The organism is Burkholderia sp. MSMB617WGS (assembly GCF_001532025.2).
Taxonomy (GTDB): Bacteria; Pseudomonadota; Gammaproteobacteria; order Burkholderiales; family Burkholderiaceae; genus Burkholderia; species Burkholderia savannae.
The window spans coordinates 1,396,453-1,418,948 of record NZ_CP013457.1 but is presented as its reverse complement, the minus strand read 5'-3'; the positions used below and the strand labels follow the sequence as shown (position 1 = coordinate 1,418,948).

The 22,496-nt window shown below is 69.3% G+C and carries 17 protein-coding genes; 9 read left to right on the top strand and 8 right to left on the bottom strand.

Annotation, left to right across the window (positions count from 1 at the left end; all coding sequences use genetic code 11):
• Nucleotides 1-369 precede the first annotated feature (369 nt).
• Nucleotides 370-1,380: an LLM class flavin-dependent oxidoreductase gene (locus tag WT60_RS07125; RefSeq protein ID WP_038751089.1), complete on the top strand. Its 1,011-nt coding sequence runs from the start codon at nt 370-372 to the stop codon at nt 1,378-1,380.
• A 465-nt stretch (nt 1,381-1,845) separates the two neighbouring features.
• Here the strand turns inward: WT60_RS07125 and WT60_RS07115 are convergent, their stop codons facing one another.
• Nucleotides 1,846-3,102: an alpha/beta hydrolase gene (locus WT60_RS07115; RefSeq protein ID WP_236860874.1), complete on the bottom strand. Its 1,257-nt coding sequence runs from the start codon at nt 3,100-3,102 to the stop codon at nt 1,846-1,848.
• A gap of 185 nt (nt 3,103-3,287) precedes the next feature.
• On the opposite strand from WT60_RS07115, the gene pdxY reads away from it, so the two are divergent.
• The 4 genes from pdxY (at nt 3,288) to WT60_RS07080 (ending at nt 10,273) form a co-directional block, all read left to right on the top strand.
• Nucleotides 3,288-4,151 carry a pyridoxal kinase PdxY gene (pdxY, locus tag WT60_RS07110; RefSeq protein ID WP_038751093.1) on the top strand — a complete coding sequence of 288 codons (864 nt, stop codon included), beginning with the start codon at nt 3,288-3,290 and terminating at the stop codon, nt 4,149-4,151.
• Nucleotides 4,152-4,808: 657 nt separating this feature from the next.
• The gene (locus WT60_RS07100) at nt 4,809-6,911 is read left to right on the top strand and encodes a phospholipase C, phosphocholine-specific (protein WP_059584796.1); all 2,103 of its coding nucleotides are present in this window, start codon (nt 4,809-4,811) and stop codon (nt 6,909-6,911) included.
• Between the two features lie 942 nt (nt 6,912-7,853).
• On the top strand, nt 7,854-9,002 hold the full coding sequence (locus WT60_RS07085) for a branched-chain amino acid ABC transporter substrate-binding protein (RefSeq protein ID WP_038751099.1): 1,149 nt from the start codon (nt 7,854-7,856) through the stop codon (nt 9,000-9,002).
• A gap of 98 nt (nt 9,003-9,100) precedes the next feature.
• Nucleotides 9,101-10,273, top strand: a complete 1,173-nt coding sequence (locus WT60_RS07080; protein ID WP_038751101.1) for an FAD-binding oxidoreductase — start codon at nt 9,101-9,103, stop codon at nt 10,271-10,273.
• A gap of 144 nt (nt 10,274-10,417) precedes the next feature.
• On the opposite strand, the gene WT60_RS07075 is transcribed toward WT60_RS07080, so the two are convergent.
• The 3 genes from WT60_RS07075 to WT60_RS07065 all read right to left on the bottom strand — a co-directional run bounded on the left by WT60_RS07075 (nt 10,418) and on the right by WT60_RS07065 (nt 13,264).
• On the bottom strand, nt 10,418-10,879 hold the full coding sequence (locus tag WT60_RS07075) for a DUF2214 family protein (protein ID WP_082759333.1): 462 nt from the start codon (nt 10,877-10,879) through the stop codon (nt 10,418-10,420).
• A gap of 55 nt (nt 10,880-10,934) precedes the next feature.
• Nucleotides 10,935-11,900, bottom strand: a complete 966-nt coding sequence (locus WT60_RS07070; protein ID WP_059584801.1) for a hypothetical protein — start codon at nt 11,898-11,900, stop codon at nt 10,935-10,937.
• Nucleotides 11,901-12,199: 299 nt separating this feature from the next.
• Nucleotides 12,200-13,264, bottom strand: a complete 1,065-nt coding sequence (locus WT60_RS07065) for a glycosyltransferase family 4 protein (RefSeq protein WP_038751104.1) — start codon at nt 13,262-13,264, stop codon at nt 12,200-12,202.
• A 561-nt stretch (nt 13,265-13,825) separates the two neighbouring features.
• On the opposite strand from WT60_RS07065, the gene WT60_RS07060 reads away from it, so the two are divergent.
• The gene (locus tag WT60_RS07060) at nt 13,826-15,694 is read left to right on the top strand and encodes an ABC transporter ATP-binding protein (RefSeq protein ID WP_038751106.1); all 1,869 of its coding nucleotides are present in this window, start codon (nt 13,826-13,828) and stop codon (nt 15,692-15,694) included.
• Between the two features lie 415 nt (nt 15,695-16,109).
• On the opposite strand, the gene otsA is transcribed toward WT60_RS07060, so the two are convergent.
• Together otsA and otsB are read right to left on the bottom strand one after the other, a co-directional pair.
• Complete coding sequence (gene otsA, locus WT60_RS07050) at nt 16,110-17,486, bottom strand: alpha,alpha-trehalose-phosphate synthase (UDP-forming) (RefSeq protein WP_060355688.1); 1,377 nt, start codon at nt 17,484-17,486, stop codon at nt 16,110-16,112.
• Complete coding sequence (otsB, locus tag WT60_RS07045) at nt 17,483-18,292, bottom strand: trehalose-phosphatase (protein WP_082759337.1); 810 nt, start codon at nt 18,290-18,292, stop codon at nt 17,483-17,485. Before otsB ends, otsA begins: the two co-directional genes overlap by 4 nt.
• Before the next feature lie 416 nt (nt 18,293-18,708).
• Between otsB and WT60_RS07035 the strand changes: the two genes are divergently transcribed.
• From WT60_RS07035 to WT60_RS07025, 3 genes are read left to right on the top strand one after another with little or no spacing between them, the layout of a single operon-like run.
• Nucleotides 18,709-19,365, top strand: a complete 657-nt coding sequence (locus tag WT60_RS07035; protein WP_038751110.1) for an SCO family protein — start codon at nt 18,709-18,711, stop codon at nt 19,363-19,365.
• A 26-nt stretch (nt 19,366-19,391) separates the two neighbouring features.
• Complete coding sequence (locus WT60_RS07030; RefSeq protein ID WP_038751112.1) at nt 19,392-19,835, top strand: copper chaperone PCu(A)C; 444 nt, start codon at nt 19,392-19,394, stop codon at nt 19,833-19,835.
• A 10-nt stretch (nt 19,836-19,845) separates the two neighbouring features.
• Nucleotides 19,846-20,718 (top strand): cytochrome c oxidase assembly protein, encoded by an 873-nt coding sequence (locus WT60_RS07025; RefSeq protein WP_059584807.1) that lies wholly within the window; start codon nt 19,846-19,848, stop codon nt 20,716-20,718.
• A gap of 144 nt (nt 20,719-20,862) precedes the next feature.
• On the opposite strand, the gene WT60_RS07020 is transcribed toward WT60_RS07025, so the two are convergent.
• Nucleotides 20,863-21,366 carry a GNAT family N-acetyltransferase gene (locus WT60_RS07020; RefSeq protein WP_060355700.1) on the bottom strand — a complete coding sequence of 168 codons (504 nt, stop codon included), beginning with the start codon at nt 21,364-21,366 and terminating at the stop codon, nt 20,863-20,865.
• A gap of 227 nt (nt 21,367-21,593) precedes the next feature.
• Nucleotides 21,594-22,460, bottom strand: coding sequence for a pirin family protein (locus WT60_RS07010; protein ID WP_060355687.1), 867 nt, complete (start codon nt 22,458-22,460; stop codon nt 21,594-21,596).
• Nucleotides 22,461-22,496: the final 36 nt, after the last annotated feature.

The following is a 22,496-nucleotide window of genomic DNA, read 5'->3' as shown; positions in this document are numbered from 1 at the left end:
ATGCAATCAATTTCCGCGCAATTGCCCTCCTCTTAGCGTAAGCGCTTTGCAGGAAGCACGCTGTCCAAAACGTAAGGGTTTCTGTGGACTTTTGTACCAGATGAAATATTCGAGCCAAATCGTCCCGGATTTCATCAAATTTCTTGCGATTACAGTCTATTACAGAACAATCTTTCGCGCCGCTCCGCGTCAAGTTGACGCCGCGGCTCGCCCCTGACGACGGCAGGGATATCTTTCGGCCGCCGACGCGATCCGGAGCGCTTTGGCACAATCAGCGGCAACTGTTGTGTGCACGCATCACCGGTGGGCCGCGCCGCACGCGCGTCGGCCCATGTTCCGTCCCCCTACGCCATCGGTTCCGCCGTCGCCATGATCCCGTTCTCCGTTCTCGACCTCGCGCCGATTCCCGCCGGCGCCGACGCCGCACAGGCGTTTCGCCATTCCGTCGACCTCGCCCGCCACGCCGAGCGCCTCGGCTATCGCCGCTACTGGCTCGCCGAGCACCACAACATGCCCGGCATCGCGAGCGCCGCGACCGCGGTCGTGATCGGCCACGTCGCGGGCGCGACGCAGACGATCCGCGTCGGCTCGGGCGGCGTGATGCTGCCGAACCACGCGCCGCTCGTGATCGCCGAGCAGTTCGGCACCCTCGCGTCGCTGTACCCCGGGCGCATCGATCTCGGCCTCGGGCGCGCGCCCGGCACCGATCAGACGACGGCCCGCGCGCTGCGGCGCGACCTCATCGGCAGCGCGGATGCGTTCCCGGACGACGTCGTCGAGCTGCAGCGCTACTTCGCCGCGCCCGCCCCGGGCCAGCGCGTGCGCGCGGTGCCGGGCGCCGGCCTGAACGTGCCGATCTGGCTGCTCGGCTCGAGCCTCTTCAGCGCGCAGCTCGCCGCGATGCTCGGCTTGCCGTTCGCGTTCGCGTCGCACTTCGCGCCCGACTACCTGATGCGCGCGCTCGACGTGTACCGCGCGCAGTTCCGGCCGTCCGCGGCGCTCGCGAAGCCGTATGCGATGGTCGGCGTGAACGTGTTCGCCGCCGACACCGACGACGACGCGCGGCGCCTGTTCACGTCTCTGCAGCAGCAGTTCCTGAAGCTGCGGCGCGGCACGCCCGGGCAGTTGCCGCCGCCCGTCGAGTCGCTCGATGCGCTCGGCGCGACCGAGCAGGAGCTCGCGAGCGTCGCGCAGGCGCTGTCGTTCGCGGCGGTCGGCTCGCGCGATACGGTGCGCGAGCGGCTGCGCCGGCTGATCGCGCAGACGGGCGCGGACGAGTTGATCGTCGCCGCGCAGATCTACGATCACGGCGCGCGGGTGCGCTCGTACGAGATCGCCGCGCAGGTGCGCGACGCGCTTCGCGACGAGGTCGCGGGTTGATGGGGAGGGGCGGCGGCGCGATGTCGATGTCGATGTCGATGTCGATGTCGATGGCGATGGCGATGGCGATGGCGATGGCAGCAGCAGCGGCAGCGGCAGAGGTGGCGGTGGCGGTATAGATCTAGATGCGATATCAGCGCCAGCGTCGGCGTCGTCATCGGTAACGTCGCCGCTGACGCAGATGCCGCTATTGCTGCGGATCTTGCTCCGGCTACGCCTACGGATGCGGATGCGGATGCGGATGCGGATGCGGATGCGGATGCGGATGCGGATGCGGATGCGGATGCGGCAACGACGATACATCTGTCGGCAACGCGCGTACCTTCTGCGCGAAAATGCCACCAAAGCAGCCGACGAACGACCGCCGAATCCGCCGCGAACGCGATGCGAACAGGACGAGCCACGCGCGCGCCCCGTCCGCCCCGCCCTGCCCTGCCCTGCCACGCCGCCTTCCGGCGGTCGCGCCTATTCGCTTGGCGCGCGCGCCGCGTGCGCGGGCCTCGCGTCCGCGAGCCCGTCGAGCAGCGCCTTGTGGAAAGTCGCCGGGTCCTGGATCTGCGGCGCGTGGCCGAGCGCCGGGAATTCGTAGAGCACCGCGCCCGGAATCGCCGCCTGCGCGCGCTTCGCGAGCGCCGGATAATGGCCGAGCCTCGCGTGCACGTCGGGCGGCGCGACGTCCTTGCCGATCGCGGTCGTGTCCTTGTCGCCGATGAGGAGCAGCGTCGGCACCGTGATCGCGCCGAATTCGTAGACGACCGGCTGCGTGAGGATCATGTCGTAGACGAGCGCCGAGTTCCACGCGACGGCGTCGCGCCCCGGCCCGCGATACATGCCAGCAAGCATCTGCACCCAGCGCTCGTAGGCGGGCGACCACCCGCCCGCGTAGTACGTGCGCTGCTCGTAGCGGCGAATGCCGTCCGCGGTCGTTTTCAGCTCGCGCGCGTACCAGTAGTCGACTGACAGCGGCGGCACGCCGAGCGCCTTCCAGTCCTCGAGGCCGATCGGGTTGACGAGCACGAGCTGCTGCGTGTCCTTCGGGTACATCAGCGCGTAGCGCACCGCGAGCATGCCGCCCGTCGAGTGACCGACGATCGTCGCCTCCTTCACGCCGATCGATTCGAGCAACGCGTGCGTGTTGTGCGCGAGCTGCTGGAAGCTGTACTGATAGCGCGCGGGTTTCGTCGACTTGCAAAAGCCGATCTGGTCGGGCGCGACGACGCGGTAGCCCGCCTTCGCGAGCACGTCGATCGTCTGCTCCCAGGTGCCCGCGCAGAAGTTCTTCCCGTGCAGCAGCACGATGGTGCGGCCGTTCGGGTGCCTGGGGAGCACGTCGAGGTACGCCATCTGCAGCGTTTCGCGCTGCGACGTGAACGCGTAGCGATGCACCGGATACGCATACGCGAAGCCCTCGAGCTCCGCGCCGTACGCCGGGCCGTCGCCCTTCGCGCGCGCGGCGGTGCTCGCCGGCGCGGCGACGGCGGACGCCGCGCCGGCTTGCGGCGTAGCCGAGGTCGTGGCCGATGCGGCGCCCGAAGCCGTGGCCAAAGCAGCGCCCGGGACGACGCCCGCAACGGCCGCCGACGGCGCGGATGCGCGTGCCGACGGCGCGCCCGCGACGACCGGCGTGCTTGCGCACGCCGGCGCTTGCGGCATCGCCGTCACCGCGGCGGCCGCGGACATCGCGGCGAGCCGCGCGAACCGCATTATGCGAATCTGGAACATCATCGAAGCCGAGAAGAGAGAAGGAAACGGCCGGCCGGACATTCGCGCGGGCCGCACGCAATTTTACTTTCGACGGGCTGACGACACCCTCGTTACTGTATTACCAGATGTTTCCGCGAATGCGGAAAAGTCATGTATCGTTCGACGTAGTCCGACGAGCCCGCCGCGCGCAGGCACACTCGATCATGAAAAACGTCCTCAGCATTCAGTCGCACGTCATCTACGGCCATGCGGGCAACAGCGCCGCGGTGTTTCCGATGCAACGGCTCGGCGTCAACGTCTGGCCGCTCAACACCGTGCAGTTGTCGAACCACATGCAGTACGGTCATTGGGCGGGCAGCGCGATCGACGCGGCGAAGATGGAGCAGCTCGTCGACGGCATCGCGGCGATCGGCGCGCTCAAGCGCTGCGACGCGGTCCTCTCGGGCTTCCTCGGCTCGCCCGCGCAGGCGCGCGCGGCCGTCGAGATCGTGCGCACCGTGAAGGCGACGAACCCGAATGCGTGGTACTTCTGCGATCCCGCGATGGGCCAGACGGGCGGCATCCGCCCGGAGCCCGGCGTCGAGGAGTTCATCGTCGCCGAGTTGCCCGAGCTCGCGGACGGCATGGCGCCCAATCACGGCGAACTGCAGAAGCTCGCCGGAAAGCGCGTCGAGACGGTCGCGGAGGCGGTCGACGCGTGCCGCTCGATCATTCGCCGCGGCCCGCAGGTGATCCTCGTCAAGCATCTGCACGACCGCAACAGCCCTGCCGACCGTTTCAACATGCTCGTCGTCACCGAAACCGAAGCGTGGATCGGCCAGCGCCCGCTGTATGCGTTTCCGCGGCATCCGGTCGGCGTCGGCGACCTGACGAGCGCGGTCTTCGTCGCGCGGCGGCTGCGCGGCGACAGCGTGCGCGCCGCGTTCGAGCACACGCTCGCCGCCGTGCATGCGGTCGTGAAGGCGACCTACGACGCGCGGCGCTACGAGCTCGAGCTCGTCGCCGCGCAGGACGAAATCGCGCAGCCGAGCGAGTGGTTCGGCGCCTGGGTCACGGGCGCGGATTGATGCGGCGCGCGCACCCGTCCGCGTGTTGACCCGCACGCTCCGTCGCGCGCTTTTGCACCGGACGCCGCCGCGTGGGGGGTTCTCGCCGCTCTCTCCGCTCTCTCCGCTCTCGCTGTCCTCGCTGTCCTCGCTGTCTCCGCCGTCTCTGCCGTCTCCGCTGTCTCCGCTGTCTCCGCTGTCTCCGCCGTCTCCGCTGTCTCCGCTGTCTCCGCTGTCTCCGCTGTCTCCGCTGTCTCCGCTGTCTCCGCTGTCTCCGCTGTCTCCGCTGTCTCCGCTGTCGCAGTTGCCGTCGCCTTCACCCTCAACCTCACCGCAACCACCTTCCTCGCGGCCACCGCTGCAATCGGCGCGCGCGCCTTCGTCGAGACGTCGGCCGCGCGCGTCGCGGGCCCGCTCGCGCCACACGACGAAATCTCGCCGGCCCCCCTGCGCCCGTCTCGCCGCGCCGGCGAGCGCCGTCGCGCTCGCGCGCGCGACACGGCATCCGCATGCGCACCGGCGCACGTTCATCCGGATGACACCGTTTCCCCGATATCCTCCCGGCGGCGTTGCGCGGCGGCGCTGCCGCGCAAGACGGCATCACGCATCGCGACCAACTCCCCTTCGGCCGCTGCCGCTCCGGCGGTCTCGCCCCACTCCAGACAAGGAAGCGACAACATGACCAATCAGAATCGCCGCGACTTTCTGCGCCTCGCCGCCGGCACGGCGGGCGCCGCCGCCTTGCAGCTCTTTCCGCCCGTGATCCGCGAAGCGCTCGCGATTCCCGCGAACCGCCGCACCGGCACGATCCGCGACATCGAGCACATCGTGATCCTGATGCAGGAAAACCGCTCGTTCGACCATTACTTCGGCAAGCTGCGCGGCGTGCGCGGCTTCGGCGATCCGCGCCCGCTCGTGATGCAGAACGGCAAGTCGGTGTTCCATCAACCGGTGCTCCTCGGCCCGGCCGAGCTGCCGCCGTTCCATCCGGACGCGTCGAATCTCGGCATGCAGTTCCTGCAGGATCTGCCGCACGGCTGGCAGGACATGCACGGCGCCTGGAACAAGGGCCGCTACGACCGCTGGATCGCGAACAAGGGGACGACGACGATGGCGTACCTCGAGCGCGACGACATTCCGTTCCACTACCAGCTCGCCGACGCGTTCACGATCTGCGACGCGTACCACTGCTCGATCCCGAGCTCGACCGATCCGAACCGCTACTACATGTGGACCGGCTACGTCGGCAACGACGGCGCGGGCGGCGGCCCCGTGCTCGGCAACGAGGAGAAAGGCTACGGCTGGAGCACGTATCCGGAGACGCTCGAGCAGGCGGGCGTGTCGTGGAAAATCTATCAGGACGTCGGCACGGGCCTCGACGCGGCGGGCTCGTGGGGCTGGACGCAGAATCCGTACATCGGCAACTACGGCGACAACTCGCTCCTCTACTTCAACCAGTACCGCAACGCGCAGCCGGGCACGCCGCTGTACGACAAGGCCCGCACGGGCACCAACGTCAGCGCGGGCGGCACCCTCTTCGACGTGCTGCAGCAGGACGTGAAGAACGGCACGCTGCCGCAGGTGTCGTGGATCTGCGCGCCGGAAGCGTATTCCGAACACCCGAACTGGCCGGCGAACTACGGCGCATGGTACGTCGAGCAGGTGCTGAAGGCGCTGACGTCGAATCCGGACGTGTGGAGCAAGACCGCGCTCTTCATCACGTACGACGAAAACGACGGCTTCTTCGATCACGTCGCGCCGCCGTTCGCGCCGCAATCGCGCGACAACGGGCTGTCGACGGTGTCGGCGGCGGGCGAGATCTTCCCGGGCGACGCGACGCACATGGCCGGGCCGTACGGGCTCGGGCCGCGCGTGCCGATGCTCGTCGTGTCGCCGTGGACGAAGGGCGGCTGGGTCTGCTCGCAGACGTTCGATCACACGTCGCTGCTGCAATTCGTCGAGGCGCGCTTCAACGATCGCTATTCGGTGCGCGCGCCGAACGTGACGCCGTGGCGCCGCACGGTGTGCGGCGACCTCACGTCCGCGTTCAACTTCGCGAGCCCCGACGACAGCTGGCCGCAGTTGCCCGACACGAGCGCCTACGCGCCGCCCGATCGCAATCGCCATCCGAGCTACGTGCCGGTGCCGCCCGTCGCGCAATCGATGCCGAAACAGGAAGCGGGCCTGCGCGCCGCGCGCGCGCTGCCGTACGAGCTCTTCGTGCTCGGCCGCATCGACAAGTCGACCGGCAAGTTCAAGCTGACCTTCGCGAACACGGGCCGCGCGGGCGCGTCGTTCCAGGTGACGGCCGGCAATCGCCCCGACGGCCCGTGGGCGTACACGGTCGACGCGCACAAGCGCCTGTCCGATGAGTGGAGCACGGCGCTCACGCTGAGCATCTACGACCTGACCGTCTACGGCCCGAACGGCTTCCTGTGCCAGTTCCGCGGCTCGACCGCCGCGGCGCTCGGCCTCGCCGCGAACCCGGAAGTGATCTACGGCTACGACGTCGCGAACGGCAACGTCACGCTGCGCCTGTCGAACCGCGGCCGCGCGACGGTGCGGCTCACGGTGACGAACGCGTACGGCAACGACAGCCCGCGCGTCTACGAGCTCAAGCCCGGCCAGCGGATCAACGACTACTGGGATCTGCGCGACAGCCACAGCTGGTACGACCTCACCGTCTCCGACGGCGCGCCGAACGGCTTCCTGCGCCGCTTCGCGGGGCACGTCGAGACGGGCCGGCCGAGCACGAGCGATCCGCTGATCGCGACGGTCTGAGCGTCGACGCGCACGCTCGCGCGCGCCGCTTCGGCGGTGCGCGCGGCGAGCGCAACACGCGCCGGCGATCGCGCCGTCGCGCGACGGGCGCTCACACGGCGGCGTGATCGCGCGGCGGCGGCCGAACGGTTACGAGAAACACGGGGCGCGACGCGCGCGGCACGGCGCGTCGCACCTGATTGCGTTGCGTTGCGTTGCGTCGCGTCGCGTTGGGTTGCGTTGCGTGACGACCGATCGGTTGCGCGCAGGCGAACCGTCGCACGAAATCGGAATCGCATCGAGCGGCGAGAACGGTGGGCCGTACCTTCTTCGTCGACGGCGCGCACTCGCTGCATCCGCGATCACATCGGTTTCCGCTTGCCGCGCTTCCGCTCCCGTCTTTCTGTTTCTCCCGCCTTCCGTTTTCCGCTCTCTGCGTGCTGCTCATCGTTCGCCGTTCGCCGTTCGCCGTTCGCCGTTTGCCGTTCGCCGTTTGCCGTTCGCCGTTCGCCGTTCGCCGTTCGCCGTTCGCCGTTCGCCGTTCGCCGTTCGCCGTTCGCCGGCATCGAGCATCGCCCCGTTTGCGCGAAGCGCAACCTGCGAGCGGCCCATCCGCCGTTCTTTCGATCACCCTCCCCTCCGCCCGCTCACGGCCGCCGGGCGCCGCCTCGCCGCCTTCTGCCGCAATGCGCCGCTCACCCGCACGCACGCAAGCGCGGCGCCAGTCGCCAACAGTCTGCGGAATCGAGGCTTCCCCGCCATTTCCCGCCCGCGCCCGCCGTCGCGCGGCTATGCGCAAATCCGCATCCGATGCGCCGCAAATCGACAAGACTCGCCCAATTTGGCCTTCTATAAATCGGAAAGCCAGCTTCGCCGCGCCGAGCCGACCCGCCGGCCGCGACGCGGGCTTCGTGCATCCGCGCCACTCGCGTCCCGTTCGCGCATCGCCTACAAGGAAAGAACATGAGACTCCGCTCGCCCCTGTCCTCCCTCGCCCTCGCCGCCGCGCTCGCGTGCGGCGCAACCGGCGCCGCGCGCGCCGCCGACGACACGCCCGTCAAGATCGGTTTCGCCGCGCCGCTCACGGGCGTCAACGCGGGCTACGGCAAGGATCTGCAAAACGGCGTGCAGCTCGCGATCGACGACGCCCGCGCGCAGAAGATCAAGATCGCCGGCAAGCCCGCGCGCTTCGAGCTCGTCGTCGAGGACGATCAGGCCGATCCGCGGATCGGCGTGCAGGCCGCGCAGAGCCTCGTAGACAAGAAGGTGTCGGTCGTCGTCGGCCACTTCAATTCGGGCACGACGATTCCCGCATCGGTCGTCTACGACAAGGCGGGCGTCCCCGTCATCGATCCGGCCGCGACGAATCCCGTCATCACGTCGCGCGGGCTCGCGAACGTGTTCATGGTGATCGCGACCGACGGCCAGAACGCGGGCAACGCGGGCCGCTACGCGATCGACGTGTCGAAGGCCAAGCGGATCGCGATCGTCGACGACCGCACCGCGTTCGGCCAGGGCGAAGCCGACGAATTCGACAAGGCGGTGAAGGCCGCAGGCGGCGCGATCGTCGCGCGCGAATACACGAGCAACCAGGCAGTCGACTTCCGCGCGCAGATCACGAGCCTCAAGAGCAAGAACGTCGATCTGATCTTCTTCGGCGGCCTCGATTCGCTCGCGGCGAATTTCATCAAGCAGATGAAGCAGCTCGGCCTCGCCGCGCAATTCGTCGGCGGCGGCGGCGTGAAGGACGCCGAATTCATCAAGATCGCGGGCCCGGCGGCCGAAGGCGCGATGGCGTGGGAATACGGCCGGCCGCTCGACCAGTTGCCGCAGGGCAAGGATTTCGAGGCGCGCTTCAAGAAGCGCTTCGGCGTCGACGTGCTGTCGTACGCGCAATTCGGCTACGACGCGACGTGGGCCGCGATCAGGGCGATGCAGGCGGCGGGCTCGACCGAGCCGGGCGCGTATCAGCCCGCGCTGAAGAAGATCGACTTCGAGGGCATCACCGGGCGCATCGCGTTCGGCGGCGACGGATCGCTCAAGAGCGGGATGTCGACGCTCTATCAGGTGAAAAACGGCGCATGGCAGACGATCGTCACGAAGGGGGGCTGATCGGCCGCCCCTGAATTCGGCGGGCCGCACGCGACGCGCTGCACGCGCGCGGCCTTTTTCCCGACCGGCGCGCATCGCGCCTTTGCCTTGGAGTTTCGATGCATTCGAATGTCGTCATCGTCGGCGGCGGCGTCATCGGCAGCGCGACCGCCTATTTCCTGCGCACGCTCGATCCGGGCATCTCCGTGACCGTGATCGAGCGCGATCCAACGTATGCGCGCGCGTCGTCCGCGCTGTCCGCGGCGTCGATCCGCCAGCAGTTCTCGACGCCGCTGTCGATCCGGATGTCGCTCTTCGGAATCGAATTCCTGCGCTCGCTCGGCGAGCGGCTCGCGGTGGACGGCGAGCGCCCATCGATCGATCTGCACGAAGGCGGCTACCTGTTTCTCGCGACGCCCGCGGGCGACGCGACGCTGCGCGAGAACCACGCGCTGCAGACGTCGCTCGGCGCGCAAATCCGCTATCTGCCGCGCGACGCGCTCGCCGCGACGTTTCCGTGGCTGCACGCCGACGATCTCGCCGCCGGCTGCTACGGCGAGCGCGGCGAAGGATGGTTCGACGGCTACGGGCTCGTGCAGGCGCTGCGCCGGAAGGCGCGCGCGCTCGGCGCGCAATACGTGAGCGCCGACGTGACGGGCGCGCGCGTCGACGGGCGGCGCGTCACGCAATTGCTGACGGCCGACGGCCGCGCGTTCGACTGCGACGCGATGGTCAACGCGGCCGGCCCGTGGGCGCGCTCGATCGCGGCGCTCGTCGGCGTCGACCTGCCCGTTCACGCGCGCCGCCGCAGCATCTTCAACGTGACGTCGCCCGCCGTGCTGCCGCGCTGCCCGCTCGTCATCGATCCGAGCGGCGTCTATTTCCGGCCGGAAGGCGCGTCGTTCATCTGCGGCGCGGCGCCGCCGCCCGAGCGCGACTTCGACGATCTGCCGCTCGACGACGTCGACCACGCGCTCTTCGACGAGCTGATCTGGCCGACCCTCGCGCACCGCGTGCCGCAGTTCGAGGCGCTGCGGGTCGCGCGCAGTTGGTCCGGCTATTACGAGTACAACGTGCTCGACCAGAACGCGATCATCGGGCCGCATCCGGACGTCGACAACTGCATCTTCGCGAACGGCTTCTCGGGGCACGGGCTGCAGCAGGGGCCGGCGACGGGGCGCGGCGTCGCGGAGCTGATCGCGCTCGGACGGTACGATTCGCTCGATTTGTCGCCGCTCGGCTTCGAGCGCGTGCTGGAAGGCCGGCCGATCGTCGAGAAGAACGTCGTTTGACGGAAGACGCGCCCGAGGCACCGCGAGCGCGACGCATGCGCAAGCCGCGAACGAGCTCGGCGGCGATGCGTGCCGCGATGCAGCGGCGCCCGCCCCCTCATTTGCGCAGGCGCGCACACACCCCCATGCGTCGCCTGCGGCGCGTCAGAATCCGACGCCGCGCGCCATCCCGGCCGCCGCGAACACGATCGCGACGACGAGCATCGCCTGCACGTGGCCGATCCGCGCGTACGCGGGCGCGCGCGCGAGATCCGGCAGCATCGCGCGCCGCGCGGTCACGCGCCAGCGGATGAGGCCCGTCATCGGAATCAGTTCGAGCACGAGGATCAGCGCGAGCGCGCCCATTTTCAGATGAAAGAGCGGCGCGTGCAGATAGTATTCGCCGCCCTTCTCGAAGCCGCCGAACGCGCGGACGATGCCCGTCGTGATCAGCACGAGCGCGGACACGCCCCAGATCGCGTCGGCTCTGAACACGTCGGGCAGATCGGCGGACTGCCGCGACGCGGCGACGCGCTTGAGCGCACGGTTGCGCGCGGCGATCGACGCGAGCGCGAAACCGAATGCGAGCAAATGGACAGCGGCGAGCAACCATCGAACGGTCAGCATCGGTCCTCCTTGTGTCGGCCAGGCGGACGCGGCGGCGCGAGCCGGCCCGCCGGCGTCACGCGACCTGCTTGAGCGATGCGTCAAGCGCACGCGCCGCGACGCGGTCTCCTTCCGTCGCGAGCGGCGTGCGCATCACGATCTGGCGGTTATGGCCGACTGCGGCGGGCGAATCCCACAGCAGCTCGAGCTTCGGCCGCGCGAACCGTCCGCCCGTGGGCGGCGCGGGCCGCGCCGACGACGGCGTTTTCGTCGACGCAGGCGGCGCGGCGGGCGCGGCGGCCCCCGGCTGCGCGGCGAGATCCGGTTGCGCGGCGGCGACCGGGGCGTCACTGCCCGGAACGGCGGCCGGCGCATCGATCACCGGCACATCGGCGCCCGGCGCATCGGCGCCCGCCACGGCGGAACAAGACGCAGCGGACGGCTGCGGCTCGGCCCCGTTCGGCCAGCGGACCGACAGCTCGCGCGCGTCGTATTGCCCGACCTTGCGGCTTTCCATCCAGACGACGACGGTGCGCGTGAGCGTATCGAGCGAAATCGCGTAGCGGCCGATCGCATAGCGGCGCGCGGCGACGTTGGTGCGCCACAGCGCGCGCGGCCGGCACATCCAGACGACGGCCGCATAGAGCGCGGGCGCGGCGAGCAGCCAGCCGTTGCTAAGTGTCAGCGCATGCAGCGCGCGGCGCCAGCCGGCCGCCCACGTGAACACGCCGACCGACCACACGGCAAACAGGAAGCCGAGCAGCGCGAAGAAGCGCAGCGCCTGGCGCAGCCACTGCGGAAGCGGATGGAACGGGCGCTCGGCGCGCGCCTGCGCGCCCGGGAGCACCAGCAGCAGGAACATGAGGACGACGTTGATGCACGCCCACGGCGACGACGCCATCGCCGACAGCGATGCGCGATAGCCCATCAGCGACATCGAGAAGAGCCAGCGGGCGAGCAACACGAGACCGATGGCTCGCAACGCGAAAATGACGCCCGAGCCGGGAGCCGGATTCGCACGCGTGGGTTTCGTTCTCGCCAAAACGCTCTCCTCTTGACGGCCTTGCCGGGGCCCGATTTTACGGCACGGCCATTATAGGGACATTACTAGGTCGACTGATGCCCGTGCGCCGCAAATCGCCGGATTGCGTCGTTTCCGGACACAGTGGCGCGGCGTGAATACAACAGATGGCGCGCGCAGTGCGCCCCCCGGGCCGGCCGGAAAACCGGCCCCGAATGCAAAATGCCCCGCCCGGTCGACCCGGGCGGGGCATCGATCAAACTTCCGGCGCTCGACGGCGCTGCGCCGCGCAACGTCGCGCGCGGCGCACATGAAGCGCGTCAGCCCGCGTTGACTTCGCGCAGCACCGTGCGGCGCTTCTGGCGCAGCAACTCTTCGTAGCCCTTCACGTAGTTCCGCGCCATCACCTTCGACGTGAAGCGCGCGTCGAACGCGGCGCGCACGCGCTCGCGCGGCAGCGTGGCCAGGCGCTTGACGGCGGCGACGGCCGACAGCTCGTCTTCGACGACGAAGCCGGACACGCCGTTTTCGATCACTTCGGGCACCGAGCCGCGCTTGAACGCGATGACCGGCGTGCCGCACGCCATCGCTTCGATCATCACGAGGCCGAACGGCTCCGGCCAGTCGATCGGGAACAGCAGCGCGTGCGCGTTGCCGAGGAACTCGGCCTTCTCCGCCTCGCTGATCTCGCCGATGTATTCGACGTGCGGCAGCGAGAAGAGCGGCTTGATCTTTTCCTCGTAGTACGCGCGGTCTGCCTTGTCGAGCTTCGCCGCGATCTTGATCGGCATGCCGGCCTGCTCGGCGATGCGGATCGCCGTGTCGACGCGCTTCTCGGGCGAGATGCGGCCGAGGAACGCGAGGTAGCCCGGCTTCACGTCCGGGATCGGCTTCAGCAGGTTCTCGGGCAGGCCGTGGTAGGTCGTCTGCAGCCAGTTCGCCTGCGAAAGCGGAATGCGCTGGTTGTCGGAAATCGACACGACGGGCACGTCGCTGAACGTGTTGAAGATCGGCTGCAGTTCCGGCAGGTCGAGGCGGCCGTGCAGCGTCGTCAGATGCGGCACCGGCTGGCGCGAGAACAGCGGGAACGGGTAGTAGTCGATGTGGAAGTGCAGCACGTCGAACTCGTCCGCGCGGCGGCGCACTTCCTCGAGCAGCAGCATGTGCGGCGCCATCACGTCGCGAATCGTCGGATCGAGGCGCAGCGCCTGCGGCCACACGGCCTCGAGCTTCGCGGAGGTCTGCGAATCGCCGCTCGCGAAGAGCGTGACATCATGCCCCATCTCGACGAGCGCCTCGGTCAGATAGGACACCACCCGTTCGGTACCGCCGTACAGTTTCGGGGGAACCGCTTCGTGCAACGGAGCGATTTGAGCGATTCGCATGCGTAACTCCTAAAAAATCGGCAAACAATAAGACAGCGGGGCGATCGCCCGCCTGCCGAACGCCGCCGCGACGTCGGTTGGACGCTAGGCGAGCCGGCTCGCGACACTGAGGCTGCGTCGCCTCGCAGGCCGCACCGCACGGGCAGTTAACGTTTCAGCGGGAAATCCGTTGACAGGTTCCAGTAAAACACCTAAGGACAAACCCGAAGTCGATTATCGGGGGTCGCGATCAGTGCGACGCACAACATTTCAAAGTCTTTACGTTGTTACAAAGACGCAACACTTTGCCAATCTTCTGACAGGAAGACCGTTTTAGAGTAGTCGCGTCTGCCCCGCTCCCCGCGGCGACAGGCCGTGCGCGCGACGGTTTTTCGTCGATCGGTGAGCGGAACACGCCACGAAGCGCAAAATTTTATCCCAAAATGAGTCGCATACCCCGGCGTTACGCAACTCGGCGGCAGCGCGACACACCGGCTTGATTACAATGCCGGCTTTCGCCTGCTTCCCGGCGCGACGTTCGGACGCGGCGTTCAACCCTCGTTTCACCCACACGCACTGATTTTGGAAGCTCTCACCCCTGCCCAGCGCAACGTCTACAACGCGAAGCTCGCGAGCTACGCCGACCGGCCGCTCGCGTTCCTGTTCCGCTACATCCGGATGCACCCTGTCGCGCACGTCATCGTGCTCGCCAGCGTGCTCGCGGCGGTCGGCTGCGCGCTCGGCTCGCAATACGCGATCAAGCACCTGATCGACGTGCTCGCGGCCGGCCGCCATCATCCGGGCCCGCTCTGGGGCGCGTTCGCGCTCCTCGTCGGCCTCATCGCCGCGGACAACCTGCTGTGGCGCGTCGGCGGCTGGGTCGCCGCGCACACGTTCGTCGCGGTGACGGGCGACCTGCGCCGCGACCTGTTTCAATATCTGAGCGGCCATTCGCAGACCTACTACGCGGAGAAGCAGCCCGGCACGCTCGCGAGCCGGATCACCGCGACGTCGAACGCGATCTACACGGCCGAGAACACGATGGCGTGGAACGTGCTGCCGCCGTGCATCGCGGTGATGGGCGCGATCCTGATGATCATCGTCGTCAATCCGCTGATGGCGCTCGGCCTGCTGTCGTGCTCGGGCGTGCTCGCGATCGTGCTGTTCAAGCTCGCCAAGCGCGGCTCGGTACGCCATCACCGCTTCGCCGCGAGGGCGGCGGCCGTCGACGGCGAGCTCGTCGACGTGATCGGCAACATGGGGCTCGTGCGCGCATTCGGGATGACGCTGCGCGAGCAGAAGCGCTTCGGCGCGACCGTCAAGGCCGAAATGGACGCGCGGCAGCAGAGCCTGCTCTATCTCGAGAAGCTGCGCCTGCTGCACGCGGTGATCACCGCGATGCTGTCCGCGGGCCTCCTCGGCTGGGCGCTGTGGCTGTGGGACCAGGGCCGCGCGACATCGGGCGACATCGTGCTCGTCAGCTCGCTCGGCTTCACGATCCTGCACGGCACGCGCGACCTCGCCGTCGCGCTCGTCGACGTCACGCAGCACGTCGCGCGCCTCGCCGAAGCGGTGAAGACGCTTCTCGAGCCGCACGGCATGCCCGACCGCTCGGACGCGATTGCGCTCGCGCCGCGCGGCGGCCGCGTCGACTTCGAGCGCGTGACGTTCGCGTATCCGCACCGCCGGCCGATCCTCGACCACTTCGACCTGCACATCGAGCCCGGCCAGCGCGTCGGGCTGATCGGCAAGTCGGGCGCGGGCAAATCGACCGTGCTCGCGCTGCTGCAGCGCTTCTACGACATTCAGCAAGGCTCGATCCGGATCGACGGCCAGGACCTCGGCTCGATCACGCAGGAAAGCCTGCGCCAGTCGATCGCGCTCGTGCCGCAGGACATCTCGCTCTTTCACCGTTCGATCTACGAGAACATCGCGTACGGCCGCCCCGAGGCGACGCACGAGGAAGTGCTCGCCGCCGCGCGCGAGGCGCGCTGCACCGAGTTCATCGAGGCGATGCCGGAGGGCTTCGAGACGATCGTCGGCGATCGCGGCGTGAAGCTGTCGGGCGGCCAGCGGCAGCGGATCGCGATCGCGCGCGCGATCCTGAAGGACGCGCCGATCCTGCTGCTCGACGAGGCGACGTCGGCGCTCGACAGCGCGTCCGAGGAAGCGATCCAGGCGGCGCTCGACCGGCTGATGACGGGCCGCACGGTGATCGCGATCGCGCACCGGCTGTCGACGCTGCGCAACTTCGACCGGATCATCGTGATGAGCGCGGGCAAGGTGATCGACGACGGCAGCCCCGACGCGTTGCGCGAGCGCCCGGGCCTCTATCGCGACCTGCTCGCGAAGCAGCACGGCCGGCATCTGCCCGCGCCCGCGCCGGCGCCCGCGGACGGCAACGGCGACGACGATTCGTCCGCGTCCGACGACGACGAGCGCGTCGCCTAGCGGGGTGCTCCGCGTGTGCGGCGTGTACCGCGGCGCGCGCCGCGCGGTGGGCGGTGGGCGGTGGGCGGTGGGCGGTGGGCGGTGGGCGGTGGGCGGCGGGCGGCGGTGTCGAGCCGATCGTCGCCCGGCTGCCGCCTGTACGCAATCCTCGCCCCGCCAGAAAAAAGGCCCGGCCGGCATATGCCGGCCGGGCCTTTTCGTTGCGCTCGTCGGCGACGATCGGGAAGGCGTTCGGTCGATGCGGCCTCCAAGCATTCGCGACTTTCGACTTTCGACGCTCGCGTCGCGAATCTCGCCGATTCCACACGATTCGGCTCCGCGCGATTCGGCATTCGGCACGCGTCGCCCGCATGACCGGCACGAACGCGCCGCGCCCAACCCGCGAACCCTCAGCCGCTCCCGCGAGCGCGGCGCGCTATTTCCCGAGATCGCGCAAGAAGTTGTCGCGCCACACCGACACGTTGTTCTCGCGCAGCCGCGCGAGCATGTCGGCGTGGCGCGCGCGCCGCTCGGCGAGCGGCATCGACAGCGCGCGTGACAACGCGTCGGCCATTCCGCCGATGTCGATCGGGTTGACGATCAGCGCGCCCGTGAGCTCGCACGCGGCGCCCGCGAAGCGCGACAGCACGAGCACGCCCGGATCGTCCGGGTTCTGCGCGGACACGTACTCCTTCGCGACAAGGTTCATCCCGTCGCGCAGCGGCGTCACGTAGCCCACGCGCGCGAGCCGGTACAGCGCGGCGAGCACCGGCCGCTCGTATTGCCGGTGGATGTAGAGGATCGGCGCCCAGTCGAGCTCCGCGAAGCGCCCGTTGATGCGCCCCGACTCGCCTTCGAGCTGCCGGCGGATGTCCTGGTACGCGCGCAGGTCGGCGCGCGTCGACGGCGCGATCTGCAGGAACGACACGTGGTTGCGGAACGACGTCTCGTGCTCGAGCAGCTTCTCGAACGCGCGAAAGCGCTCGACGAGCCCCTTCGAGTAATCGAGCCGGTCGACGCTCATCACGAGCTGCCGCCCGCGCAGCGACGCCGCGAGCGATTTCACCGCGCGGCCGTTCTCGCCCGCCTTCGCGAGCGCGGCGATCTCGTCCGGATAGACGCCGATCGGATAGGCGGCCGCGCGCAGCGAGCGCCCGAACGCGTCGACGCGCGCCGGATGCGCGGCGCGATCGACCGCGCCGCCCGCCTCGTATTCGACGTATTCGAAGAACGCGCGCAGATCGGTGTCGGTCTGAAAGCCGAGCAGGTCGAACGCGCACAGCGCGTCGACGAGCTCGCGATGCGGCGGCACGTTCACGAGCACCTGCGCGGCCGGAAACGGAATGTGCAGGAAGAAGCCGATCCGGTTCTTCACGCCTGCCGCGCGCAGCGCCTTCGCGAACGGGATCAGGTGATAGTCGTGCACCCAGATCACGTCGTCGTCGCGCAAGAGCGGCACGAGCTGCTGCGCGAGCCACACGTTCACGCGCGAGTAGCCTTCGAACTCGTGGCGGTCGAACTGGATCAGGTCCGCGCGGTAATGGAACGCGGGCCACAGCGTCGCGTTCGAGAAGCCCCGGTAGTACTGATCGTAATCGCGCCGCGACAGGCCGATCGTCGCGAACGTGACGGGGCCGTGCTCCTCGACGCGAATCTGCGGCGCGCCCGACGCGACGACCTCGCCGCTCCAGCCGAACCACATGCCGCCCGTTTCCTTCAACGCGTCGTAGACGCCGATCGCGAGGCCGCCCGCAGCCGGCTCCCCTTCCGAGATCGGCGCGACCCGGTTCGAGACGATGATGAGACGACTCATGCGAGCGCGCGCCCCGCGTCGATCCAGCGCGCGAGCTGCTCGCGGAACGCGGCGACCGATTCGACGCGCGCGCGCGCCGACGTGTCGCCCGCGCCGACCTTGATCGACAGCCCGCCGTTCGCGTTGACGACGGCGAAGCCCAGCTCGTCGGTCAGATCGTCGCCGGCGAACACCGGCATGCGGCCGGCGAACGGCGGCTCGTTCAGGAACGCGGCGACAGCGCGCCCCTTGTCGACGCCCTTCGGCTTGATCTCGAACACCATCTTGCCCGGCTGCAGCACGTACGCGTCCGGATAGGCGGCGACGAGCCGCTCGGCCGCCGCGCGCGCGACGCCCTCGCGCTCGGGCGCGTTGCGAAAGTGCAGCGCGAGCGCCGCGCCCTTGATCTCGAGCAGCATGCCGGGATGCCGCTCGACGACCGCCGCGAGCTCGCGCTCGATGCGCAAAAGGCGCGGATCGTCGAAGCCGATCCGCTGCGTGTCGCCGTTCGCGTCGCGCCGCTCGGCGCCGTGCAGGCCCGCCACCGGCAGATCGGGCAGGTTCAGGTACGCGTCGATGCTGCCGATGCCGCGCCCCGACACGATCGCGACCGCGCCGTGCGAGAGCCGCCGCAGTTCGTCGACGAGCGCGGGCACGTCGGGCGGCACCTGGATCGCGTCGGGCGTCGGCGCGAGGTCGACGAGCGTGCCGTCGAAGTCGAGAAAGAACGCGGTGCGGGCAAGGGGAAGGGAAAGCGGGACGGATTGCATCGATTCGCTGATGAGAATGGCTGCCGGCGGGCGCGCCCGCCGGGCGAATGTGCGCATCTTACCGCGCCTCGTGCACGATGAACAAAAGCGCGGGCCTGCGGCGCGCGGCCGGCATGCGCATCGCTGCGACATTTTGCCCCGGTTCGATGCGCGGTGCGCGTTTCGAAAAGACGATCTCGATCAAATTGCGCTACAGTCGCAACCGCCGATAGAAACAGCGAGACGCCGATGCGCCGCGATCCGCGATCCGCGATCCGCGATCCGCGATCCTCGATCCTCGAGCCGAGGAGCCGAGATCCGAGGCCCTCGCGGCCGGGCCCGACGCACGAGCCGGGACGCGGCCGCGCGCCAGAGGCGCGGCATGATCGATGCGTCCGCCATCGCGGACGACGCCATCGCGGACGACGCCTCGATCGCCCCCGAAACCGCCGCGCTTCGCCGTCGCGCAAGATTGCTTCGAACCGAATTCGCCGATGCCGCTTCCCCTTTTCGCGGCGCGCGCGCGTGCCGCCTCGCCCGCTTGCGCCCGCACAACGCGCGTGATCCGCTTCGCCGCCGCCTGCGCGGCGGCGGCCGCGCTCGCCGGCTGCTCGCCGCGCGGCGAGCCGTGGCGGCTCACGAACGTGACGAGCCATCTGCCCGACCTGACGTTCTCGCTCACGGGCGAGGACGGCAAGCCGATCGACGCGTCCGCGTTCCGCGGCCGCATCGCGCTCGTCTACTTCGGCTACACGCATTGCCCGGACGTGTGCCCCGAGACGATGGCACGCCTGATGCAGGTGCTCGCGCTGCTCGGCCCCGACGCGCGCGGCGGCGTGCGCATCCTGTTCGTGTCGGTCGATCCGGCGCGCGACACGCCGGCCGCGATGCGCGACTATGTCGGCGCGTTCGACGCCGAGCACGCATACGGGCTCACGGGCAGCGAGCGGCAGATCGAATCGCTCGCGAAGCGCTACCGCGTCGCGTATCAGATGGAAAAGCGCGATCCGAACGGCAACTACGAAGTCACGCACAGCTCCGCCGTCTACGTGTTCGACGCGCAAGGCCGCGCGCGCCTGCTCGCCACCGACCAGGATTCCCCCGACGCGATCGCCGCCGATCTGCGCCGGATCATCGCCAACCGTTCCTGAACCGGAACTCACTTACCGACAAGCCGATGACGCTCAAACCGAAATCCCTCGCCGCGCTCGCCGCCCTCTCGCTCAGCCTGCACGCGTACGCCGCCGGCGCCGCTTCGATCAGCGCGCAGAACGCGTGGGTGCGCTGGCTGCCGAACAAGCTGCCCGCCGCCGGCTACGTGACGCTCGTCAACGCGAGCGACAAGCCGATCGATCTCGTCGACGTCGACAGCCCCGAATACGGGATGACGATGCTGCACCAGACCGTGTCGAACGGCTCGACGCAAAAGATGGAGATGGTCGACAAGCTGACGATCCCCGCGCGCGGCAAGGTCGACATCGCGCCGGGCGGCTATCACTTCATGCTCGAGGAGCCGAAGCGCGCGATCAAGCCGGGCGACACCGTGCATCTGCGCATGCAGTTCTCCGACGGCGAGAAGCTCGACGCGCCGTTCGTCGTGAAGTCGCCCGCCGCCAAGTAAGCGTCGCGCGATGAACCTGCTGTACTGGCTCGAGCCGTGGGAGCCGTCGCCCACCGTCGTGATCGCGGTGCTCGCGGCCGGCGTGCTGTTCGCGCGCGGCGCGCGCAAGGCGAAGGTGTCGACGTCGCGGCGCGTCGCGTTCTGGTTCGGACTCGCCGCGCTGTACGTCGCGCTGCACACGCGCCTCGACTACTTCTTCGAGCACGAGTTCTTCATGCACCGCGCGCAGCATCTGGTGCTGCATCACCTCGGGCCGTTCTTCATCGCGCTGTCGTATCCGGGCGCGGCGATCCGCGCCGGCGTCCCGTTCTCGTGGCGGCAGCGCTACGTGCGCCCAGCGCTCGCGCAGCCGTTCGTGCGCGCAACGCTCGACGTGCTGTTCAATCCGGTCGTCGCGGTCGTGCTGTTCGTCGGCCTGATCTATTTCTGGCTGCTCTCGCCGATCCACTTCGTCGCGATGCTCGACTGGCGGCTCTATCGCGTGATGAACTGGAGCATGGTGATCGACGGGCTGCTGTTCTGGTGGCTCGTCGTCGATCCGCGGCCCGCGCCGCCCGCGCGGCTCGCGCCGGGGCGGCGCATCCTGATGGTCGTCGCGGCGATCCCGCCGCAGATCGTGCTCGGCGCGCTGATCTTCTTCACGCCGCACGAGCTCTATCCGATCTATTCGATCTGCGGGCGCGCGTTCACGTGGCTGAGCCCGCTGCGCGACCAGCAGATCGGCGGGCTGCTGCTGTGGATTCCCGGCTCGATGATGAGCGTGATCGGCGCGCTGATCGCGCTGCGACACTGGATGCGCCTGTCCGCGCGCGGCCGGCTGTCCGACGAGCGCGCGGCGCGCGCCGAGCTCGCGCGCATCCGCGCCGCCCGCTCGACGCCCTGACGATCGCGCGGCGCGCGCCGAACCCATGCAGATCCCGCGCTTAGTCGGCGCTTAGTCGGTTCTCGATCGGTTCTCGATCGACGCTCGATCGGCACTTAATCTGCGCTTAGTCGGCGAGTTCGGCGCGGCCGCTCGCGGCGGGCCTCACGCGATCGAGCGCATCCAGACGTGCGCAATGCCGTCTTCGTCGTGCACGTCCGAGCTCGGCGCGAAACCGAACGCGCCGTAGAACTTCTGCAAATGCGCCTGCGCGTGCAGGCTGACCGGCGTGCCGGGCCACTGCGCGCGCACGCGCTCGAGCGCGGCCGCGAGCATCGCGTTGCCGAGGCCCATGCCGCGAAACGGCTGCGTCGTCAGCACGCGTCCGATCCGCACGTCCGGCTCCGCCGCGTCGGGCGGCAGCACCCGCAGGTAGCATGCGAGACGGCCCTGCGCGTCGTATGCGCCGAGGTGCCACGCGTCGAAATCCGCGTGATCGATGTCGCGGTACACGCAGTTCTGCTCGACGACGAACACGTCGCTGCGCGCGGAGAGGATCGCGTAGATTTCCCGCGGCGTCAGCGCGTCGAACGGCTTCCAGCGCCAGTCGAGCGCGACGGGCGGCGGCGCGGCGGTGGCGGACGAAGCCGCCGTCGTGGATGTGGACATGATCGATATTCCGAATGATTGGCGGCGCTGCTGCAAAGCGCGGAACGATCGATTATGCCTCGAACGGGCGCGCGGCCGCTTCGCGAATGCAAGGCCGACGCGCGCGCCGCACGGCAGCGGCCGCGCGCCCGCGAGCTCGACGCAGGCCGGCCATTCGCGTCCGCACGCGGCCCCGCACGCACGACGCACGAAAGCAGCCCCGCTCGTCGCGGGGCCGTCTTCCTTCGCTAAGCGCTCATCTTGCCGAAGCGGCCGGCGTTGAAATCGTCGACCGCCTGACGGATCTGCGCTTCGCTGTTCATCACGAACGGACCGTAGCCGACGATCGGCTCGTCGATCGGTTCGCCGCTCAGCCACAGCAGCGTCACGTCGTTGTTCGCTTCGATTTCGACGTCGCTCCCGTCCCGCGCGAACTGCACGAACTGCGCCTCGCGCACGACTTCCTCGCCGTTCACGAGCGCCGTGCCGCGCAGCACGACGAGCGCGAGCGTGCGGCCCGCCTCGGCGCGAAACCGCGCACGGCCGCCCTGCTCGAGGCGCACGTCCCACACGTCGAGCGGCGTGTGCGTGCGCGCCGGCCCGCGACGGCCGTCGAACTCGCCCGCGATCACCCGCACGCGGCCCGCGCCGTCGGGCAACTCGACGCTCGGGATGCTGTCGCTCAGCAGCGTCTGGTAGCCGGGCTCGGACAGCTTGTCCTTCGCGGGCAGGTTCACCCAGAGCTGCACCATCTCGAGCGTGCCGCCATTGCGCGCGAACTGCTCCGAATGGAACTCCTCGTGCAGGATGCCGCCCGCCGCCGTCATCCACTGGACGTCGCCCGGGCCGATATGGCCGCCCGCGCCCGTCGAGTCGCGATGGTCGACTTCGCCCTGATAGACGATCGTCACCGTCTCGAACCCGCGGTGCGGATGCTGGCCGACGCCGCGCCGGCGGGCCGTCGGCTCGAAGCGCGCGGGGCCGGCGTAGTCGAGCAGCAAGAACGGGCTCAGATGCACGCCGTGGCTGTCGTAGCTGAACAGGGACCGCGCCGGAAAGCCGTCGCCGACCCAATGCGAGCGAGGCGCGCTGTACACCCCGACGATTTGCTTCATGTTCCTCTCCTTTCGTTCCTGGCCGAAGCGATCGCT

What these genes read in the sequence shown, in the direction of transcription:
- WT60_RS07125 (WP_038751089.1), top strand. Translation starts at nt 370, where the DNA reads ATGATCCCGTTCTCCGTTCTCGACCTCGCGCCGATTCCCGCCGGCGCC.
- WT60_RS07115 (WP_236860874.1), bottom strand. Translation starts at nt 3,102, where the DNA reads ATGTTCCAGATTCGCATAATGCGGTTCGCGCGGCTCGCCGCGATGTCC.
- pdxY (WP_038751093.1), top strand. Translation starts at nt 3,288, where the DNA reads ATGAAAAACGTCCTCAGCATTCAGTCGCACGTCATCTACGGCCATGCG.
- WT60_RS07100 (WP_059584796.1), top strand. Translation starts at nt 4,809, where the DNA reads ATGACCAATCAGAATCGCCGCGACTTTCTGCGCCTCGCCGCCGGCACG.
- WT60_RS07085 (WP_038751099.1), top strand. Translation starts at nt 7,854, where the DNA reads ATGAGACTCCGCTCGCCCCTGTCCTCCCTCGCCCTCGCCGCCGCGCTC.
- WT60_RS07080 (WP_038751101.1), top strand. Translation starts at nt 9,101, where the DNA reads ATGCATTCGAATGTCGTCATCGTCGGCGGCGGCGTCATCGGCAGCGCG.
- WT60_RS07075 (WP_082759333.1), bottom strand. Translation starts at nt 10,879, where the DNA reads ATGCTGACCGTTCGATGGTTGCTCGCCGCTGTCCATTTGCTCGCATTC.
- WT60_RS07065 (WP_038751104.1), bottom strand. Translation starts at nt 13,264, where the DNA reads ATGCGAATCGCTCAAATCGCTCCGTTGCACGAAGCGGTTCCCCCGAAA.
- otsA (WP_060355688.1), bottom strand. Translation starts at nt 17,486, where the DNA reads ATGAGTCGTCTCATCATCGTCTCGAACCGGGTCGCGCCGATCTCGGAA.
- otsB (WP_082759337.1), bottom strand. Translation starts at nt 18,292, where the DNA reads ATGCGCACATTCGCCCGGCGGGCGCGCCCGCCGGCAGCCATTCTCATC.
- WT60_RS07035 (WP_038751110.1), top strand. Translation starts at nt 18,709, where the DNA reads ATGCCGCTTCCCCTTTTCGCGGCGCGCGCGCGTGCCGCCTCGCCCGCT.
- WT60_RS07030 (WP_038751112.1), top strand. Translation starts at nt 19,392, where the DNA reads ATGACGCTCAAACCGAAATCCCTCGCCGCGCTCGCCGCCCTCTCGCTC.
- WT60_RS07025 (WP_059584807.1), top strand. Translation starts at nt 19,846, where the DNA reads ATGAACCTGCTGTACTGGCTCGAGCCGTGGGAGCCGTCGCCCACCGTC.
- WT60_RS07020 (WP_060355700.1), bottom strand. Translation starts at nt 21,366, where the DNA reads ATGTCCACATCCACGACGGCGGCTTCGTCCGCCACCGCCGCGCCGCCG.
- WT60_RS07010 (WP_060355687.1), bottom strand. Translation starts at nt 22,460, where the DNA reads ATGAAGCAAATCGTCGGGGTGTACAGCGCGCCTCGCTCGCATTGGGTC.